Below are 17,149 nucleotides of genomic sequence, written 5' to 3' on the forward strand. Positions count from 1 at the left end.
GGGCCCGCACGTCACACGTGCGGGCCCCTTTGAGACACGCCCCATTGACATGAGCATCGCCTGATCGTGAGCCTGTCGTCCGAACGCTTTCGTGGCAGACGACGCCCAGGGGGGCACATGAGGCACCGCGCGAGATCGATCCTCGCCGCAAGCGCACTCGTCTTCGGAACCACACTGGCCGTCCTCCCGGCGGCCCACGCCCAGCCCGCAGCAGACGCCGCACCCGGCGCCGACGAGGTACGGGTCTACGACGCGGACGTCACCAAGGAGCAGATCCCGCTCCTCCTCGCCGCGGGCCAGGACGCCCACGAGCTCACCGAACGCGCCCCGGAGACCGGGACCGCCAAGGTCGAGCTGTTCCTCACCGGCGGCCAGGCCAAGGAGCTCGCCGGCCGGGGCGTCAAGCTGGCCGAGCACAAGGTCCCCGCGGGCGCGGCCCGCTTCCAGACCGCCGGCGACGGGGTCTTCCGCCCGTACAGCGGCAAGGGCGGCCTCCAGGAGGAGATCCTCAAGACGGCCCAGGCCAACCCGGGCCTCGCCAAGGTGGTCTCCATCGGCAAGACCGTCCAGGGCAAGGACATCCTCGCCCTGAAGGTCACCAAGAACGCCCGCACGACCAAGGACGGCGACAAGCCGTCCGTGCTCTACATGTCCAACCAGCACGCCCGGGAGTGGATCACTCCGGAGATGACCCGGCGGCTGATGCACCACACCCTCGACAACTACGGCAAGGACCAGCGGATCACCAAGCTGGTGGACTCCACCGAGCTGTGGTTCCTGCTGTCCGCCAACCCGGACGGGTACGACTACACGCACTCCCCCGACGGCGACCGGCTGTGGCGCAAGAACCTGCACGACAACAACGGCGACGGCAAGATCACCACCGGTGACGGCGTCGACCTCAACCGGAACTTCGCCTACAAGTGGGGCTACGACAACGAGGGTTCCTCGCCGAACCAGTCGAGCGAGACCTACCGCGGCACCAAGGCGTCCTCCGAGCCGGAGACCGTCGCCCTCGACACGTTCGAGAAGCGCATCGGCTTCAAGTACGCCATCAACTACCACTCCGCCGCCGAGCTGCTGCTCTACGGCGTGGGCTGGCAGGTGGCCACCCCGACCCCGGACGACGTCGCCTACAAGGCGCTCGCCGGCACCCCGGAGAACTCGGCGATCCCGGGCTACTACCCGCAGGTCTCCTCCGAGCTCTACACCACCAACGGCGAGGCCGACGGCCACGCCGCCAACGTCAACGGCGTCATGATGTTCACGCCGGAGATGACCACCTGCCAGACGGCCTCCGCGAGCGACCCGAACGACCGGTGGAAGCCCGAGGACTGCCGGTCCGGCTTCAACTTCCCGGACGACGAGAAGCTCATCCAGGCGGAGTTCGCGAAGAACATCCCCTTCGCCCTCGCCGTCGGCGAGAGCGCCGCCCACCCGGACCAGCCGAAGTCCTCCGTGGGCCTGAGCGCCGCCGACTTCACCCCGGACCCCTTCACCACCTCCTACGTGGCCAAGGGCGAGGACCAGACGGTCTCCGTCACCGCCCGCAAGGCGCTGAAGGACAAGCAGCTCAAGTTCCGCATCAACGGCGGCCGTACGCACGACGACGGGCTGAGGGCTTGGAAGGGCGGCGACGTCTACGGCGGCGACGACAACAACTGGTTCGACGAGTACCGGGCCAAGGTCGACGGCGCCAAGCCCGGCGACAAGGTCGAGGTCTGGTTCACCGGCCGCGACCGCTCCGGCAAGCAGGTCTCCAGCGAGCACTTCACGTACACGGTGGCCGAGCGGCCGCGCGCCGACGTGCTGGTGATCGCGGAGGAGGGCGCCAAGGCCCAGCACGCGCAGGAGTACGTCGACGCCCTGCGCGCCAACGGGAAGTCCGCGGCGGTCTGGGACGTGGCGGTGCAGGGCGCCCCGCACCACCTCGGCGTGCTCTCCCACTTCCGTACGGCCGTGCACTACACGGGCGCCAAGACGCCCGGCGGCGACACCCAGCTCGCCGTGCGCGACTTCCTCAACGAGGGCGGCAAGCTGATCGAGGCCGGCGAGCTCGCGGGCGGCAACGCCCAGGTCGGCCGCGCCGTGACCGACGACTTCAGCCAGTACTACCTCGGCGCCTACAGCCGTACGAGTGCCGGCGGAGCCACCGGCTTCACCGGTGCGGGTGCCCTCGCCGGCGCCAAGGGCGGCCTGGGCGACGCGGCGGGCAACCCGTTCAACGCCCCCGGGTCCTACGCGGTCACCTCCGACTCCCTGCCCGCCGCGCAGTTCCCGCAGTTCAAGAGCGCGCAGTCGGGCCAGTACGCCGGGGTCGTGAACCCGTACGCCCCCTACAGCGGAGCCGGGATGGCCGCGGCCACCCACGAGGACGACGAGTGGAAGCGGCTGACCCGCACGGTCGACCTGACCAAGGTCACCGCCGCCGACAAGCCGCAGCTCAAGATGGCCCTCAACTGGAACACCGAACAGGGCTACGACCACGCGGTGCTCGAGGCCCACACGGCCGGCGCGGAGGACTGGACCACGCTGCCCGAGGCGGGCGGCCTGAGCAGCACCGCCGTCCCGGCGGAGTGCGAGGCCGGCTTCTTCGTCAACGGCCACCCGTTCCTGCGCCACTACCTCACCCTCGACAGCGCCGGCTGCGCCGCCCAGGGCACGAGCGGCTCGTGGAACAGCTTCACCGGCTCGTCCGACGGCTGGAAGCAGGTCTCCTTCGACCTGAGTGCGTACGCGGGCAAGACCGTCGAGGTCTCCCTCTCGTACGTCTCGGACGGCGGCGCCGGCGGCCGGGGCGTGTTCGCGGACGAGGCGCGCGTCTCCGTCGGCGGAGCAGACCAGGCCGTAGAGGGATTCGAGACCTCGCTGGGGGCCTGGACCGCCCAGGGCGCACCGGCCGGAAGTCCCGTGGTTGCGGGCGATTGGTCCCGGTCCGGGGAGCTGTTCAAGTCGTACGCGTCGGTCACTACGCGTAACACGGTGCTCCTCGGCTTCGGCCTCGAACACCTGCCGGCGGCGGCGGACCGAGCCGTACTCGTCGGTAAGGCGCTCAGGTCGCTACACCACTGATCATACGAGCCCCCATCGCTCACGCTGAGTGACGATGATCGAAGGTCCGGGGCCCCGTACCGAGTGCACGGTACGGGGCCCCGGCCGCGGTCCCCCCATGTGGCAGGGGGAGTGTCAGGTCCCGGCCGATGTCACTCAAAAGCTCACGGAGAGGTAGGGTCGTAAGCGGTCGGGGACATCCCATACAGCTCGCCGGCGGGACAGGCCGGCGCACCAACGAGGAGATCGGTTCGTGACGATCCGCGTAGGCATCAACGGTTTTGGCCGAATTGGCCGCAACTACTTCCGGGCGCTCCTTGAGCAGGGAGCGGACATCGAGATCGTCGGTGTCAACGACCTGACTGACAACGCGACCCTGGTGCACCTGCTCAAGTACGACACCATCCTGGGCCGCCTCAAGGCCGAGGTCTCCCACACCGACGACACCATCACCGTCGGCGGCAACACCTTCAAGACGTTCGCCGAGCGTGACCCCGCGAACCTGCCCTGGGGCGAGCTCGGCGCGGACATCGTCATCGAGTCGACCGGCATCTTCACGAAGAAGGCCGACGCCGCCAAGCACATCGCCGCGGGCGCGAAGAAGGTCCTCATCTCGGCTCCGGCCAAGGACGAGGACATCACCATCGTGATGGGCGTCAACCAGGACAAGTACGACGCGGCCAACCACCACGTCATCTCCAACGCCTCCTGCACCACCAACTGCGTGGCGCCGATGGCCAAGGTTCTCGACGAGAACTTCGGCATCGTCAAGGGCATGATGACCACGGTCCACGCGTACACGAACGACCAGCGCATCCTGGACTTCCCGCACTCGGACCTGCGCCGCGCCCGCGCCGCCGCCGAAAACATCATTCCGACCTCGACGGGTGCCGCCAAGGCCACCGCGCTGGTCCTCCCGCAGCTCAAGGGCAAGCTGGACGGCATCGCGATGCGCGTCCCGGTCCCGACCGGCTCGGTCACCGACCTCGTCCTGGAGCTCTCCCGCGAGACCACCAAGGAAGAGATCAACGCAGCCTTCCAGAAGGCCGCCGAGGGCCAGCTCAAGGGCATCCTCGACTACACCGAGGACGCGATCGTCTCCTCCGACATCGTGAACTGGCCGGCTTCCTGCACCTTCGACTCCTCCCTGACCATGGTTCAGGACGGTACGCAGGTGAAGGTCGTCGGCTGGTACGACAACGAGTGGGGCTACTCCAACCGCCTCGTCGACCTGACCGTCTTCGTCGGCGGCCAGCTCTAAGTCTCAGGTAGCAGGGCTAGGCACCAAGATGTGAGAACAGGGTCCGGTCAGCGCGATGGAGCGCTGCACGGGCCCTGTTGTCTGCCTCGACCGAACGGCCCCGCACCGGCAGAACCCGTGTATGGGGATAAGGAGTAGAAACACATGAAGACGATCGACGAACTGCTCGCCGAAGGCGTCGCCGGCAAGCGGGTCTTCGTCCGCGCCGACCTGAACGTGCCGCTCTCGGGCGACACGATCACCGACGACGGCCGCATCCGTGCCGTGCAGCCGACCATCGCGAAGCTCGCCGAAGCCGGCGCCCGCGTGGTCGTCGCCTCGCACCTGGGCCGCCCCAAGGGCGCCCCGGACCCGGCCTTCTCCCTCGCCCCGGCCGCCAAGCGGCTCGGCGAACTGCTCGGTGCGGACGTCGCGTTCGCCACCGACACCGTCGGTTCCTCCGCCAAGTCGACCGTCGCCGCCCTCGCTGACGGCCAGGTCGCCGTCATCGAGAACCTGCGCTTCAACGCCGGTGAGACCTCGAAGGACGACGCCGAGCGCGGCGCCTTCGCGGACCAGCTCGCCGAGCTCGCCGACATCTACGTCGGCGACGGCTTCGGCGCTGTCCACCGCAAGCACGCCTCGGTCTTCGACCTGCCCGCGCGCCTCCCGAACGCGGCCGGCTACCTGATCGCCACCGAGGTCGGCGTCCTGAAGAAGCTGACCGCCGACGTCAAGCGCCCGTACGTGGTCGTCCTCGGCGGCGCCAAGGTCTCCGACAAGCTGGCCGTCATCGACCAGCTGCTCGGCAAGGCCGACCGCATCCTCATCGGCGGCGGCATGGCCTACACCTTCCTCAAGGCCCAGGGGCACGAGATCGGCATCTCCCTCCTGCAGGAGGACCAGATCCCCGTCGTCCTGGAGTACATGGCGCGCGCCGAGAAGCTGGGCGTCGAGCTGGTCCTCCCGGTCGACGTCCTGGTCTCCGGCGACTTCCCGGACCTGAAGACCAAGGCCCCGGCCGACTTCACCACCGTCGACGCGGACAAGATCCCCGCCGACAAGGAGGGTCTGGACATCGGTCCCAAGACCCGTGAGCTGTACGCCTCGAAGATCGTCGACGCCGAGACCGTCTTCTGGAACGGCCCGGTCGGTGTCTTCGAGCACCCCGACTACGCCGGAGGCACCCGCGCCATCGCGCAGGCCCTCGTCGACAGCAACGCGTTCACCGTGGTCGGCGGCGGGGACTCCGCCGCCGCCGTGCGTACGCTCGGCTTCGACGAAAACGCTTTCGGCCACATCTCGACCGGTGGCGGCGCCTCCCTCGAATACCTCGAGGGCAAGACGCTCCCCGGCCTCGCCGCACTGGAGGTCTGACCCTCAATGACCACGCGTACCCCGCTCATGGCGGGCAACTGGAAGATGAACCTCAACCACCTCGAGGCCATCGCGCACGTCCAGAAGCTCGCCTTCGCGCTCGCCGACAAGGACTACGACGCCGTCGAGGTCGCGGTCCTGCCGCCCTTCGTCGACCTGCGCTCGGTCCAGACCCTGGTCGACGGCGACAAGCTGAAGATCAAGTACGGCGCCCAGGACATCTCGGCGCACGACTCCGGCGCCTACACCGGCGAGATCTCCGGCTCGATGCTCGCGAAGCTGAAGTGCACGTACGTGGCCGTCGGCCACAGCGAGCGCCGCCAGTACCACGGCGAGAGCGACGAGCTCTGCAACGCCAAGGTCAAGGCCGCCTACCAGCACGGGCTCACCCCGATCCTGTGCGTCGGCGAAGGCCTGGACATCCGCAAGGCCGGACAGCAGGTCCCGTACACGCTGGCCCAGGTCGACGGCGGACTCAAGGACGTCCCGGCCGACCAGGTCGAGTCCATCGTGATCGCGTACGAGCCCGTCTGGGCGATCGGGACCGGCGAGGTCGCCACCCCCGACGACGCGCAGGAGGTCTGCGGGGCGATCCGCGGCCGCCTCGCCGAGCTGTACTCCCAGGAGCTGGCCGACAAGGTCCGCATCCAGTACGGCGGCTCGGTGAAGTCCGGCAACATCGCGGCGATCATGGCCCAGCCCGACGTCGACGGCGCCCTGATCGGCGGCGCTGCGCTGGACGCGGACGAGTTCGTGAAGATCGTCCGGTTCCGCGACCAGTGAGCTGCGTGATCGTCGCAGCGAGTAGGCGGTAGGGCGGATCCGTCGTACCCTTGCGGGGGCCAGGAGGCTGAACCACCAGCCACTGGCCCCCGCGCACATCCAGCAGAGCCGGAAAGCCAGAAAAGCCAGAAAGTAGGAATCAGCCGTGATTATGGGGTTCTCGATCGCCCTGATCGTCTTCAGCGGCCTGCTGATGCTCCTCGTGCTGATGCACAAGGGCAAGGGCGGCGGCCTTTCCGACATGTTCGGCGGCGGCATGCAGTCGTCGGTCGGCGGCTCCTCGGTCGCGGAGCGCAACCTTGACCGCATCACCGTCGTGGTGGGTCTGCTCTGGTTCGCCTGCATCATGGCGCTCGGCATTCTGCTGAAGTAGGGAAGCCGACGGTTCTGGCCATTCTGCCGGTCCGGTCGGCTCCGCCCCGCCTATCATGAGGACGGCGTCCGCGGCCTGGAGTGAGTAACTCCATGTGATGGACGTGCGTTGGGCCTTACGTAGACTGGGGCGCCCGCAGCGGAATCCACTCACGCTTCGCGGCACCATCACGCAGGGAGTTACGACCGTGGCAAGTGGCAACGCGATCCGTGGTAGTCGGGTCGGAGCGGGGCCGATGGGTGAGGCCGAGCGCGGCGAATCCGCGCCCCGCCTGCGCATCTCCTTCTGGTGCTCGAACGGGCACGAGACGCAGCCGAGCTTCGCCAGCGACGCGCAGGTGCCGGACACCTGGGACTGCCCGCGCTGCGGGTTCCCGGCCGGCCAGGACCGGGACAACCCGCCGGCGCCGCCGCGTACCGAGCCCTACAAGACGCACCTGGCGTACGTACGGGAGCGGCGGTCGGACGCCGACGGCGAGGCGATCCTCGCCGAAGCGCTCGCCAAGCTCCGCGGCGAGATCTGAAAACCCAAGAGTGACGGTGTGACATCGGGCCCGGCCCGCAGGAGTTGTTCTCCCGCGGGCCGGGCCCCTTTGCGTACGGTGCGTCCCTTCCGATCCCTTAGGTTGGTGATCGGCGGGGCACGACAGGACGGAAGAAACGGGTTGATGTCCGAGATGAACGCAGACAGGCGTACGAGTCTCAACCGGACTGCCGAGTGGCTGGCACTCGGCAAGCACCGCGAAGAGCTGGGGCAGACGCATCTGCGAGAGCTGTTCGCGGCGGATCCGAACCGCGGCACGGGCTACACGCTGCGGGTCGGGGACCTGCACATCGACTATTCGAAGCACCTGGTGACCGACGAGACGCTGGAGTTGCTGCGGGAGCTCGCGGCGGCGACGGGCGTGGCCGAGCTGCGCGAGGCGATGTTCCGCGGCGAGAAGATCAACACGACCGAGGACCGGGCGGTCCTGCACACCGCCCTGCGCGCGCCGAAGGACGCGGTCGTCGAGGTGGACGGCGAGAACGTCGTCCCCGCGGTGCACGCCGTCCTCGACAAGATGGCGGCCTTCGCCGACCAGGTCCGGTCGGGGGCGTGGACCGGCTTCACCGGCAAGCGCATCAAGAACGTGGTCAACATCGGCATCGGCGGCTCCGACCTGGGCCCGGCGATGGCGTACGAGGCACTGCGCGCGTTCACCGACCGCGCCCTGACCGTACGGTTCGTGTCCAACGTGGACGGCGCCGACCTGCACGAGGCCGTACGGGACCTGGACCCGGCGCAGACGCTGTTCGTCATCGCCTCCAAGACCTTCACGACCATCGAGACCATCACCAACGCCGAGTCGGCGCGGGAGTGGCTGCTGGCGGGTCTGGGCGGTGACACCGCGGCCGTGGCACGGCACTTCGTGGCGCTGTCGACCAACGCCGAGAAGGTCACGGCCTTCGGCATCGATCCGGCCAACATGTTCGGGTTCTGGGACTGGGTCGGCGGGCGCTACTCCTTCGACTCCGCGATCGGGCTCTCGCTGATGATCGCGATCGGGCCGGACTCCTTCCGGGAGATGCTCGGCGGCTTCCGGACCGTGGACGAGCACTTCCGCACGGCGCCCCCGGAGCAGAACGCACCGCTCCTGATGGGCCTGTTGGGCATCTGGTACGGCGCGTTCTTCGACGCCCAGTCGCACGCGGTCCTGCCGTACAGCCACTACCTCTCCCGCTTCACGGCGTACCTGCAGCAGCTGGACATGGAGTCCAACGGCAAGTCCGTGGACCGGGACGGCAAGCCGGTGGACTGGCAGACCGGCCCGGTCGTCTGGGGCACGCCCGGCACCAACGGGCAGCACGCGTACTACCAGTTGATCCACCAGGGCACGAAGGTGATCCCGGCGGACTTCATCGGCTTCGCCCGGCCGGTCGGCGAACTGCCGCCCGAGCTCGCGGCCCAGCACGACCTGCTGATGGCGAACTTCTTCGCGCAGACGCAGGCGCTGGCCTTCGGCAAGACCGCGGACGAGGTCCGCGCGGAGGGCGTACCGGAGCCCCTGGTCCCGCACAAGACCTTCAAGGGAAACCACCCGACCACGACGATCCTGGCGCAGGACCTCACCCCGGCGGTGCTGGGCCAGCTGATCGCGCTGTACGAGCACAAGGTGTTCGTCCAGGGCGCGGTGTGGAACATCGACTCCTTCGACCAGTGGGGCGTGGAGCTCGGCAAGGTCCTGGCGAAGCGGGTCGAGCCTGCGCTGAGCGAGGGCGCGGACGTACCGGGGCTGGACGCCTCGACGAAGGCCCTCGTGGCCGTGTACCGCGGGCTGCGCGGCCGCGGCTGATCCGCCTGGGCATCGCGACGTACGAAGGGCCCGCTCCCCGTCAGGGGGGCGGGCCCTTCGGTCGAATCGGTGTACGGGTCAGGCCGAGGCCGGGGGGTACATCGACGACGGGAGCTTCGCGGCCGCCGCGCGGTCCAGGAGCCACAGCGTGCGGGAGCGCCCGTACGCGGCCGCCGCCGGGGCCTGGATCTCCCCGGCGCCGCCGAGCGCGATCGCCACCGCGCCCGCCTTGTCCTCGCCGGCCGCCAGCAGCCAGACCTCCCGGGCCGCCCGGATCGCCGGGAGGGTCAGCGAGACCCGCGTCGGCGGAGGCTTCGGCGCGCCGTGGACGCCGACCACCGTGCGCTCGGTCTCGCGCGCCGCCGGGTGCTCCGGGAACAGCGAGGCCACGTGCGTGTCCGGGCCCACGCCCAGCATCAGCACGTCGAAACGCGGCACCGGACCGTGGTCCTCCGGGCCCGCGGCCCGCCGCAGCTCCTCCGCGTACGCGTCCGCCGCCGCATCGACGTCGTCCCCGTACGGGCCGTCCGAGGCCGGCATGACGTGCACGCGTGCCGGGTCCACCGGGACGGCGTCCAGGAGGGCCGCACGGGCCTGTACGTGGTTGCGCTCGGGGTCGTCGGCGGGGACGTACCGCTCGTCGCCCCACCACAGGTCCAGCCGGGCCCAGTCGACGGCGTCGCGGGCCGGGGCGGCCGCCAGCGCGGCGAGCAGGCCGTTGCCGTTGCGGCCGCCGGTGAGGACGACGGAGGCGCTGCCGCGGGCCGCCTGGGCGTCGACGATCTTCGTGATGAGCCGGGCCGCTGCGGCCTGGGCCATCAGCTCCTTGTCCCGGTGGACGACGACCTGGGGAGTCGTCATACCCATGTGCTGCCGCCTTGTCGGTTGTGCGGTGGGTTCCGCTGCGCGGGGCGGGGAGAGCCCCGCGCAGCGGGTACGGCTACTTGGCCGAGGCCTTCTTCGCGGGCTTGGCCGCGGGCTTCGCGGCTTCGGCCTTCGGGCCGGTCACGGTCTCGGGGGAGTCCGAGGCCGCGGCCTTGGCCTTGGCCGGCGCCGGCGCCGGCGTCGGAGCCGATGCCGGGGCCTCGACGGCCAGCTTGGCCACGCCGAACTTCAGCGAGGCCTCGTACGTGTTGTCCGGGTCGAGCCGGCGCAGCTCCTCCGCCAGCAGCTCGGCCGTGTCACGGCGCTTGAGCGCCACCGCACGGTCGGGCTGCCCCGGCATGCACAGCGTGGCCAGCGAGCCGTCGGCCCGGTCCAGGACGATGTCGCCGTCCTTGGTCTCCAGCCGGACCGAGGTCAGGCCGGGGCCCTCCGAGCGGGTCCGCTTGACGGGCACCTGGAGGCGGTCCGCCAGCCACATGGCCAGCAGCTCGCAGCTCGGGTTCTCGTCCTCGCCCTCGACGGCCGCCGAGGTGACCTTCAGGGCCTGCTGGTCCAGCGCGGCGGCCAGCATCGACCGCCACGGCGTGACCCGGGTCCAGGACAGGTCCGTGTCACCCGGGGCATAGGCCGCGGCCCGCTCCCCGAGCCCCTGCAACGGGTTCTCGCAGGCGTACGTGTCCGTGATCCGGCGCTGCCCGAGCGCACCCAGCGGGTCGCCCGCCAGGTCCGACGGGGCACCGTCCGGCCACCAGACCACGACGGGCGCGTCCGGCAGCAGGAGCGGGAGAACCACCGACTGGGCGTGGTGGACCAGTTCACCGTGAAGGCGGAGCACCACCGTCTCGCCGGTGCCCGAGTCCGCCCCGACGCGGACTTCCGCGTCGAGACGGGCGTCGCGGCGGCTGCGCGGCGAGCGGCTGACCCGCTTGATGACGACGACGATCCGCGAAGGGTGTTCGTGGGACGCGTCGTTCGCCGACTTGAGCGCGTCGTACGCGTTCTCTTCGTCGGTCACGATCACCAGCGTGAGGACCATGCCGATGGCCGGCGTGCCGATGTCCCGGCGCGCCTGCACCAAAGCGGTGTTGATCTTGCTGGAGGTGGTCTCCGTGAGGTCGATCTTCATGGCCGGCGCCAGCTCCGTCCGTCTCGTGCGAGCATCTCGTCCGCCTCGACCGGCCCCCAGGTCCCCGCCGGGTACTGCGCGGGCTTGCCGTGCTTGTCCCAGTACTCCTCGATCGGGTCGAGGATGTTCCAGGACAGCTCGACCTCCTGGTGGCGCGGGAAGAGGTTCGCGTCACCCAGCAGGACATCGAGGATCAGCCGCTCGTAGGCCTCGGGGCTCGACTCCGTGAAGGACTCGCCGTACGCGAAGTCCATCGTGACGTCCCGGACCTCCATGGAGGTGCCCGGAACCTTGGAGCCGAAGCGCACCGTCACGCCCTCGTCCGGCTGGACCCGGATGACCAGGGCGTTCTGCCCCAGCTCCTCGGTCGCGCCCGATTCGAACGGCAGGTACGGGGCCCGCTTGAAGACGACCGCGATCTCGGTCACCCGGCGGCCCAGGCGCTTGCCGGTCCGCAGGTAGAACGGGACGCCCGCCCAGCGGCGGTTGTTGATCTCCAGGCGGATGGCCGCGTAGGTGTCGGTCTTCGACTTGGGGTCGATGCCGTCCTCTTCGAGGTACCCGACGACCTTCTCGCCACCCTGCCACGCCCCCGAGTACTGGCCGCGCACGGTGTGCTTGCCCAGGTCCTCGGGGAGCTCGACGGCCGTGAGGACCTTGAGCTTCTCCGCCACCAGCGCCTTCGGGTGGAAGGAGCCGGGCTCCTCCATCGCGGTCAGCGCGAGCAGCTGGAGCAGGTGGTTCTGGATGACGTCGCGGGCCGCGCCGATGCCGTCGTAGTACCCGGCCCGGCCGCCGATGCCGATGTCCTCGGCCATGGTGATCTGCACGTGGTCGACGTACGACCGGTTCCAGATCGGCTCGAACATCGTGTTGGCGAAGCGGAGCGCCAGGATGTTCTGGACGGTCTCCTTGCCCAGGTAGTGGTCGATCCGGAAGACCTCGTCCCGCGGGAAGACCTCGTGGACGACCTTGTTGAGCTCCTCGGCGCTCTTGAGGTCGTGCCCGAAGGGCTTCTCGATGACGGCACGCCGCCAGGAGCCCTCCTTCTGCGCCAGCCCGTGGTTCTTGAGCTGCTGGACGACCTTCGGGAAGAACTTCGGCGGCACGGACAGGTAGAAGGCGAAGTTGCCGCCCGTACCCTGCGCCTTGTCGAGCTCGTCGATGGTCGACTTCAGCGTCTCGAACGCCGCGTCGTCGTCGAAATCGCCCTGCACGAACCGGCAGCCCTGCACCAGCTGCTGCCAGACCTCCTCCCGGAAGGGGGTGCGCGAGTGCTCCTTGACGGCCTCGTACACCTCCTGGGCGAAGTCCTCGTGCTCCCATTCACGCCGGGCGAAACCGATCAGCGAGAAGCCCGGCGGCAGCAGCCCCCGGTTCGCCAGGTCGTAGATGGCCGGCATCAGCTTCTTGCGCGACAGGTCACCCGTAACGCCGAAAATGACCAGGCCGGACGGCCCCGCGATGCGCGGGAGCCGCCGGTCCTGTGCGTCACGAAGCGGGTTCGCTCCGTTCACAGTCAAAGTGTTCAGGCCTCCGTGGGGGCGAGGCGCTCGAGTTCCGCCTCGGTGGACTTCAGCAGGTCGTTCCAGGACGCCTCGAACTTCTCGACGCCCTCGTCCTCGAGCAGCTGCACCACATCGTCGTACGAGATGCCCAGCTTCGCGACCGCGTCGAGCTCGGCGCGGGACTGGTCGTACGTGGCGCGCACGGTGTCACCCGTGATCTGACCGTGGTCGGCGGTGGCCTCCAGCGTGGCCTCCGGCATGGTGTTCACCGTGTTCGGGGCGACCAGGTCGTCCACGTACAGGGTGTCCTTGTACGCCGGGTCCTTGACACCCGTCGAGGCCCACAGCGGACGCTGCTTGTTGGCGCCGACGCGCTCCAGCGCGTTCCACCGGTCGGAGGAGAAGACCTCCTCGTAGGCCTCGTAGGCCAGACGGGCGTTGGCGAGGGCCGCCTTGCCCTTCAGGGCCTTCGCCTCGTCGGAGCCGACGGCGTCCAGACGCTTGTCGATCTCGCTGTCCACGCGGGACACGAAGAAGGAGGCGACCGAGTGGATCAGGGAGAGGTCCAGGCCCGCGGCCTTGGCCTTCTCCAGACCCGCCAGGTACGCGTCCATGACCTCGCGGTAGCGCGCCAGCGAGAAGATCAGCGTGACGTTGACGCTGATGCCCTTGCCGATGACCTCGGTGATCGCCGGCAGGCCGGCCTTGGTCGCCGGGATCTTGATCAGCGTGTTCGGGCGGTCCACCAGCCAGGCGAGCTGCTTGGCCTCGGCGATCGTCGCCGTGGTGTTGTGCGCCAGGCGCGGGTCGACCTCGATGGAGACCCGGCCGTCCTGGCCGTCGGTGCTGTCGTAGACCGGGCGCAGGATGTCGGCGGCGTCGCGGACGTCCGCCGTCGTGATCATGCGGATGGCCTCGTCGACGGTGACCTTGCGGGCGGCGAGGTCGGCGAGCTGCTGCCCGTAGCCGTCGCCGCTGCTGATCGCCTTCTGGAAGATCGACGGGTTGGTGGTGACACCGACCACGTGCGACTGGTCGATGAGCTCGGCCAGGTTGCCGGACGTGATGCGCTTGCGGGACAGGTCGTCCAGCCAGATCGCCACGCCCTCGTCGGAGAGGCGCTTGAGTGCGTCTGTCATGGGAATTGCATCTCCTACTGGTGTTGTACGGGCGTCAGCGCGCGGCGGCGGCGATGGAGTCCTTGGCGGCGGCGGCCACGGCCTCGGGGGTGAAGCCGAACTCGCGGAACAGCACCTTGGCGTCGGCGGAGGCACCGAAGTGCTCCAGCGAGACGATCCGGCCGGCGTCGCCGACGTAGCGGTGCCAGGTCAGACCGATACCGGCCTCGACCGCGACGCGCGCCGTGACGGACGGCGGCAGGACGCTGTCCTTGTAGGCCTGGTCCTGCTCCTCGAACCACTCGACGGACGGCATCGAGACCACGCGGGCCGCGATGCCCTCGGCCTGCAGCGCCTCGCGCGCGGCGACGGCGAGGTGGACCTCGGAGCCGGTGCCGATGAGGACGACCTGCGCCTGTCCGCCGTCCGCCTCGAAGAGCACGTACCCGCCCTTGGCGGCGTCCTCGTTGCGCTCGTACGTCGGCACGCCCTGACGGGTCAGCGCCAGACCGTGCGGGGCGCCCTTGCCGAACACCTTGGTGTGGCGGCGCAGGATCTCGCGCCAGGCGATGACGGTCTCGTTCGCGTCGGCCGGGCGGACCACGTTCAGGCCCGGGATGGCGCGCAGCGAGGCGAGGTGCTCGACCGGCTGGTGGGTCGGGCCGTCCTCGCCCAGGCCGATGGAGTCGTGCGTCCACACGTACGTCACCGGCACGTGCATCAGCGCGGACAGGCGCACGGCGTTGCGCATGTAGTCGGAGAACACCAGGAAGGTGCCGCCGTAGATACGGGTGTGGCCGTGCAGCGCGATGCCGTTCATGGTCGCGGCCATGGCGTGCTCGCGGATGCCGAAATGGACGGTGCGGCCGTACGGGTCGGCCTCCGGCAGCGGGTTGCCCTTCGGGAGGAAGGACGAGTGCTTGTCGATCGTGGTGTTGTTGGAGCCGGCCAGGTCGGCCGAGCCGCCCCACAGCTCCGGGATGACCGCGCCGAGCGCCTCGAGCACCTTGCCGGAGGCCGCGCGGGTGGCGATGCCCTTGCCGGTCTCGAAGACGGGGAGCTTGTCCTCCCAGCCCGCGGGCAGCTCGTTGGCGTTGATGCGGTCGAACTCGGCGGCGCGCTCGGCGTTGGCGGTGCGCCAGGCGGAGAAGTCCTTCTCCCAGGCGGCCTTGGCCTCGCGGCCGCGGTCCAGCGCCTTGCGGGTGTGCGCGAGGACCTCGGCGGAGACGTCGAAGGACTTCTCCGGGTCGAAGCCGAGGACGCGCTTGGTGGCGGCCACCTCGTCGTCGCCGAGGGCCGAACCGTGCGAGGCCTCGGTGCCCTGGGCGTGCGGGGCCGGCCAGGCGATGATCGAGCGCATCGCGATGAAGGAGGGGCGGCCGGTCTCGGCCTTGGCCGCGGCCAGGGCCTCGAAGAGCGCCTTCGGGTCCAGGTCGCCGTTCGGCTGCTGCGCGACGCGCTGGACGTGCCAGCCGTACGCCTCGTAGCGCGCCAGGGTGTCCTCGGAGACGGCCGTCTCCGTGTCGCCCTCGATGGAGATGTGGTTGTCGTCCCACAGCAGCACCAGGTTGCCGAGCTTCTGGTGGCCGGCCAGGGCGGACGCCTCGTGGGAGATGCCCTCCTGGAGGCAGCCGTCGCCCGCGATCGCGTAGACCATGTGGTCGAACGGGGAGGCGCCCCGGGCGGCCTCCGGGTCGAACAGGCCGCGCTCGTAGCGGGCGGCCATGGCCATGCCCACCGCGTTGGCGATGCCCTGGCCCAGCGGGCCGGTGGTGGTCTCGACGCCGGCCGTGTGGCCGTACTCCGGGTGGCCGGGGGTCTTGGAACCCCAGGTGCGGAAGGCCTCGAGGTCGGCCAGCTCCAGGCCGAAGCCGCCCAGGTAGAGCTGGGTGTACAGAGTGAGGGACGAGTGCCCTGCGGAAAGCACGAAACGGTCGCGGCCGACCCACTCGGGATCGGCCGGGTCGTGCCGCATCACCTTCTGGAAGAGGGTGTACGCGGCGGGGGCCAGGCTCATCGCCGTACCGGGGTGGCCGTTACCGACCTTCTGGACCGCGTCGGCGGCCAGGATGCGGGCGGTGTCGACGGCCCGCTGGTCGAGATCGGTCCAGTCGAGCTCTGTGGTCGTCGGCTTGGTGCTCACCGTTGGTCAGGGCTCCTCTCCACATGTCTGTTACCCGGTGACGAACGGTGCACCGGCGCGATTCCGAGCCTACCCCCGTGACGGCGTGCAGCTATTCGAGTGCCCGCAGTCCGTCACAACGTCGGCGGGCCGATCGGACCAACACGAGTCGACCCCCGCGCAGGGCGACGTAAGTGCAACGTCTAGAGTGGCGTGGTACGTGCGAGCCTTCAGCGGACCTTTATGTCCGGAGCTTGCCTGGTTTTCTCTGTCAGGGGTGTGCGTGACGGCCGTCGAATCCCGTCCAGCGGGGGTGCTCGGGACGAGCCCCGGTCACCGGCCGTTCGGGGCCCGCGTCATGGCTTTCGTGGCTTTGACCAAGCCGCGGATCATCGAACTTCTGCTGATCACCACAGTGCCGGTGATGTTCCTTGCTGAGCAGGGCGTGCCGTCACTGTGGCTGGTCCTCGCGACCTGCTTCGGCGGGTACTTGTCCGCGGGCGGCGCCAACGCGCTGAACATGTACATCGACCGCGACATCGACGCGCTGATGGACCGGACCTCGCAGCGGCCGCTGGTGACCGGCATGGTCAGCCCGCGCGAGTGCCTGGCCTTCGGCATCACCCTCGGCGTGGTCTCCACCCTGTTCTTCGGGCTGCTCGTCAACTGGCTGTCGGCGGCGCTCGCGCTCGGCGCGCTCCTCTTCTACGTCGTCGTCTACACGATGCTGCTGAAGCGGCGCACCGCGCAGAACATCGTCTGGGGCGGCATCGCGGGCTGCATGCCGGTGCTCATCGGCTGGTCCGCCGTCAAGAACGAGGTCTCCTGGGCCGCCGTCATCCTCTTCCTCGTCATCTTCTTCTGGACGCCGCCGCACTACTGGCCGCTGTCCATGAAGGTGAAGGACGACTACGCGCGCGTCGGCGTGCCGATGCTGCCGGTCGTGGCGGGCAACCAGGTCGTGGCGCGCCAGATCGTCCTCTACAGCTGGGTGATGGTGGCGGTCTCGCTGCTGCTGACCCCGCTGGGGTACACCGGCTGGTTCTACACCGCGGTCGCACTGGCGGCGGGCGGCTGGTGGCTGTGGGAGGCGCACGCGCTGCACGCACGGGCCAAGGCCGGCCTGACGGGCGCGAAGCTCAAGGAGATGCGCCTGTTCCACTGGTCCATCACGTACGTGTCGCTGCTCTTCGTCGCCGTGGCCGTGGATCCCTTCCTCCGATGATTACCCGCC

13 protein-coding genes are annotated in these 17,149 nt (G+C 69.6%); 8 read left to right on the plus strand and 5 right to left on the minus strand.

Features of this window, described 5'->3' with window-relative positions; translation table 11 throughout:
- Positions 1 to 117: 117 nt before the first annotated feature.
- The 7 genes from OG299_RS29170 (at position 118) to pgi (ending at position 9,156) form a co-directional block, all read left to right on the plus strand.
- The gene (locus tag OG299_RS29170) at positions 118 to 3,072 is read left to right on the plus strand and encodes a M14 family metallopeptidase (protein WP_327363084.1); all 2,955 of its coding nucleotides are present in this window, start codon (positions 118 to 120) and stop codon (positions 3,070 to 3,072) included.
- A 232-nt stretch (positions 3,073 to 3,304) separates the two neighbouring features.
- On the plus strand, positions 3,305 to 4,312 hold the full coding sequence (gap, locus tag OG299_RS29175) for a type I glyceraldehyde-3-phosphate dehydrogenase (protein ID WP_030160344.1): 1,008 nt from the start codon (positions 3,305 to 3,307) through the stop codon (positions 4,310 to 4,312).
- Between the two features lie 144 nt (positions 4,313 to 4,456).
- The gene (locus OG299_RS29180) at positions 4,457 to 5,668 is read left to right on the plus strand and encodes a phosphoglycerate kinase (RefSeq protein WP_266630384.1); all 1,212 of its coding nucleotides are present in this window, start codon (positions 4,457 to 4,459) and stop codon (positions 5,666 to 5,668) included.
- Between the two features lie 6 nt (positions 5,669 to 5,674).
- A complete protein-coding gene (gene tpiA / locus OG299_RS29185) occupies positions 5,675 to 6,451 on the plus strand; it encodes a triose-phosphate isomerase (RefSeq protein ID WP_030292218.1) in 777 nt (258 codons plus the stop codon).
- Positions 6,452 to 6,602: 151 nt separating this feature from the next.
- Positions 6,603 to 6,824 carry a preprotein translocase subunit SecG gene (gene secG, locus OG299_RS29190; protein ID WP_266633638.1) on the plus strand — a complete coding sequence of 74 codons (222 nt, stop codon included), beginning with the start codon at positions 6,603 to 6,605 and terminating at the stop codon, positions 6,822 to 6,824.
- 187 nt (positions 6,825 to 7,011) lie between these two features.
- Positions 7,012 to 7,347: an RNA polymerase-binding protein RbpA gene (locus OG299_RS29195; RefSeq protein ID WP_010352468.1), complete on the plus strand. Its 336-nt coding sequence runs from the start codon at positions 7,012 to 7,014 to the stop codon at positions 7,345 to 7,347.
- Positions 7,348 to 7,500: 153 nt separating this feature from the next.
- Positions 7,501 to 9,156, plus strand: coding sequence for a glucose-6-phosphate isomerase (gene pgi / locus OG299_RS29200; protein WP_266630386.1), 1,656 nt, complete (start codon positions 7,501 to 7,503; stop codon positions 9,154 to 9,156).
- Positions 9,157 to 9,234: 78 nt separating this feature from the next.
- Here pgi and pgl read toward each other — a convergent pair whose 3' ends face one another.
- The 5 genes from pgl to tkt form a co-directional block, all read right to left on the minus strand.
- Entirely contained in the window at positions 9,235 to 10,017 is a 783-nt protein-coding gene (gene pgl / locus OG299_RS29205) for a 6-phosphogluconolactonase (RefSeq protein ID WP_266633640.1), read from the minus strand.
- Between the two features lie 79 nt (positions 10,018 to 10,096).
- Complete coding sequence (gene opcA / locus OG299_RS29210) at positions 10,097 to 11,167, minus strand: glucose-6-phosphate dehydrogenase assembly protein OpcA (protein WP_327363085.1); 1,071 nt, start codon at positions 11,165 to 11,167, stop codon at positions 10,097 to 10,099.
- Positions 11,164 to 12,690 (minus strand): glucose-6-phosphate dehydrogenase, encoded by a 1,527-nt coding sequence (gene zwf / locus OG299_RS29215; RefSeq protein WP_389867231.1) that lies wholly within the window; start codon positions 12,688 to 12,690, stop codon positions 11,164 to 11,166. The genes opcA and zwf overlap by 4 nt, the downstream gene beginning before the upstream one ends.
- A 5-nt stretch (positions 12,691 to 12,695) precedes the next feature.
- Positions 12,696 to 13,814 (minus strand): transaldolase, encoded by a 1,119-nt coding sequence (gene tal, locus OG299_RS29220; protein ID WP_266630390.1) that lies wholly within the window; start codon positions 13,812 to 13,814, stop codon positions 12,696 to 12,698.
- Between the two features lie 34 nt (positions 13,815 to 13,848).
- Positions 13,849 to 15,936, minus strand: a complete 2,088-nt coding sequence (tkt, locus tag OG299_RS29225; RefSeq protein ID WP_266630391.1) for a transketolase — start codon at positions 15,934 to 15,936, stop codon at positions 13,849 to 13,851.
- Between the two features lie 256 nt (positions 15,937 to 16,192).
- Here tkt and OG299_RS29230 point away from each other — a divergent pair, with 256 nt between their 5' ends.
- On the plus strand, positions 16,193 to 17,140 hold the full coding sequence (locus OG299_RS29230; protein WP_266630392.1) for a heme o synthase: 948 nt from the start codon (positions 16,193 to 16,195) through the stop codon (positions 17,138 to 17,140).
- Positions 17,141 to 17,149 lie beyond the last annotated feature (9 nt).

The sequence above is a fragment of the Streptomyces sp. NBC_01296 genome, from assembly GCF_035984415.1.
In the GTDB taxonomy this organism is placed as follows: Bacteria; Actinomycetota; Actinomycetes; order Streptomycetales; family Streptomycetaceae; genus Streptomyces.

Coding starts and splice junctions, on each gene's coding strand:
- OG299_RS29170 (WP_327363084.1), top strand. CDS start 118: ATGAGGCACCGCGCGAGATCGATCCTCGCCGCAAGCGCACTCGTCTTC.
- OG299_RS29180 (WP_266630384.1), top strand. CDS start 4,457: ATGAAGACGATCGACGAACTGCTCGCCGAAGGCGTCGCCGGCAAGCGG.
- tpiA (WP_030292218.1), top strand. CDS start 5,675: ATGACCACGCGTACCCCGCTCATGGCGGGCAACTGGAAGATGAACCTC.
- secG (WP_266633638.1), top strand. CDS start 6,603: ATGGGGTTCTCGATCGCCCTGATCGTCTTCAGCGGCCTGCTGATGCTC.
- pgi (WP_266630386.1), top strand. CDS start 7,501: ATGAACGCAGACAGGCGTACGAGTCTCAACCGGACTGCCGAGTGGCTG.
- pgl (WP_266633640.1), bottom strand. CDS start 10,017: ATGACGACTCCCCAGGTCGTCGTCCACCGGGACAAGGAGCTGATGGCC.
- opcA (WP_327363085.1), bottom strand. CDS start 11,167: ATGAAGATCGACCTCACGGAGACCACCTCCAGCAAGATCAACACCGCT.
- tal (WP_266630390.1), bottom strand. CDS start 13,814: ATGACAGACGCACTCAAGCGCCTCTCCGACGAGGGCGTGGCGATCTGG.